Origin of the sequence: Methylophaga sp. (assembly GCF_965655755.1) — a bacterium.
In the GTDB taxonomy this organism is placed as follows: Bacteria; Pseudomonadota; Gammaproteobacteria; order Nitrosococcales; family Methylophagaceae; genus Methylophaga.
On sequence record NZ_CBFHHW010000071.1, the window covers coordinates 1 to 1,475 of the forward strand.

General features: G+C 51.3%; 1 protein-coding gene and 1 pseudogene. Both read right to left on the reverse strand.

The genetic code is table 11. The features are described from left to right. A partial coding sequence (locus tag ACTF5U_RS12385) for a ribonucleotide-diphosphate reductase subunit beta (RefSeq protein ID WP_438971940.1) occupies window positions 1-454 on the reverse strand: 454 nt, incomplete at its 3' end. Next, window positions 454-1,475, reverse strand: a pseudogene (locus tag ACTF5U_RS12390) (ribonucleoside-diphosphate reductase subunit alpha); the annotation flags it as partial. The pseudogene ACTF5U_RS12390 and the gene ACTF5U_RS12385, both read right to left, overlap by 1 nt.

The window sequence follows — 1,475 nt, forward strand, 5'->3', positions numbered from 1 at the left end:
CCTGATAGATTTGCAGCTCAGGTGCGGTCATTTTTTCCATGACCGCCAGACCGATATTACGCATGGCGAGAATATCGGACGTAGTCAGGTAAGACAGCACGTTTTCATAGACGTGACGTTCTTCCAGCGTCAGTTTATGACGGTAGTCATGAACGTCTTGTGCCATGTTGATATCAAGCGGTGTCCAGTGATTCTTGTTGGCATTGAGGAAGTAATTCCATGCCCAAGGGTATTTGAACGGTGCCAATTGATTGATATCGGCTTCACCATTGATAACGCGTTTGTCGTCGGCGTTAATCGCTTTGGCGTTGTTCAGCGGCATTTCTGTGACCTCAGCTCTGGCCGGGGCTTCGCTGAGATCATTGGCCGCCGGTTCTGCCGGCTTGGCTTCTTCTTGTTTTGTTTCTTCAGTACCGGCTATCGGTGCTGAGAATGGATCGTCCCAATTCAACATTACTGACATGCCTCGCAATCTGGTTCCAAAATTGAGCACGCTTGCGGTGCTTCCATACCTTCACCCAGGAATTCCTCGGGATCTGCGGCTGCACTGGCTAATGGGGCACTCGGCGCCGGGCTGCTGGCAACAGGCGATGCTGATGGACCGCTAGCGACCGGTGTTGGGCCAGTTGGCTTTTGCGCTGAGGGTGGCGGAGTAGGGGCAGAGCTTGTTTTCTCAGCACCGGTCGCACCCATTGAACGCAGGTAGTAAGTGGTTTTCAGGCCACGTACCCAAGCCAGTTTGTACAGGTTGTCCATCTTCTTACCTGATGGTTCAGCCATGTACAGGTTGAGACTTTGTGCCTGATCAATCCATTTCTGACGACGAGAGGCGGCTTCAATCAACCAGCGCGCATCCATTTCGAATGCAGTGGTGTAGAGCGCTTTCAGTTCGTCAGGAATACGGTCGATGCTTTGCAGACTGCCATCGAAGTATTTCAGGTCATTGATCATGACTTCGTCCCACAGGTCACGTGCTTTCAAGTCTTCAACCATGTAGGGGTTGATGACGGTGAATTCACCTGACAGGTTCGATTTCACGAAAATGTTTTGATAGGTCGGCTCGATTGACTGACTGACGCCACAGATGTTGGAAATGGTCGCTGTCGGTGCAATCGCCATGGTGTTGGAGTTACGCATGCCCTGACGTTTAATTTTGTCACGCAACGCGTCCCAATCCATAGTTTGGCTATCATCTTGTTGCAGGTATTCGCCACGCGCTTCCTGCAACAGTTTGATAGAGTCAATCGGCAGAATGCCTTTGCTCCACAAGCTGCCTTCGTAGGATTGGTATTTACCACGCTCAGCGGCCAAATCAGAAGAGGCTTCAATCGCGTAGTAGCTGACGGCTTCCATTGACTCATCAGCGAACTTAACGGTTTCTTCTGAGCTGTAGGGCATACGCAGTTTGTACAGTGCATCCTGGAAGCCCATGATGCCCAGACCAACCGGACGGTGCAGCAGGTTAGAGTTACGTG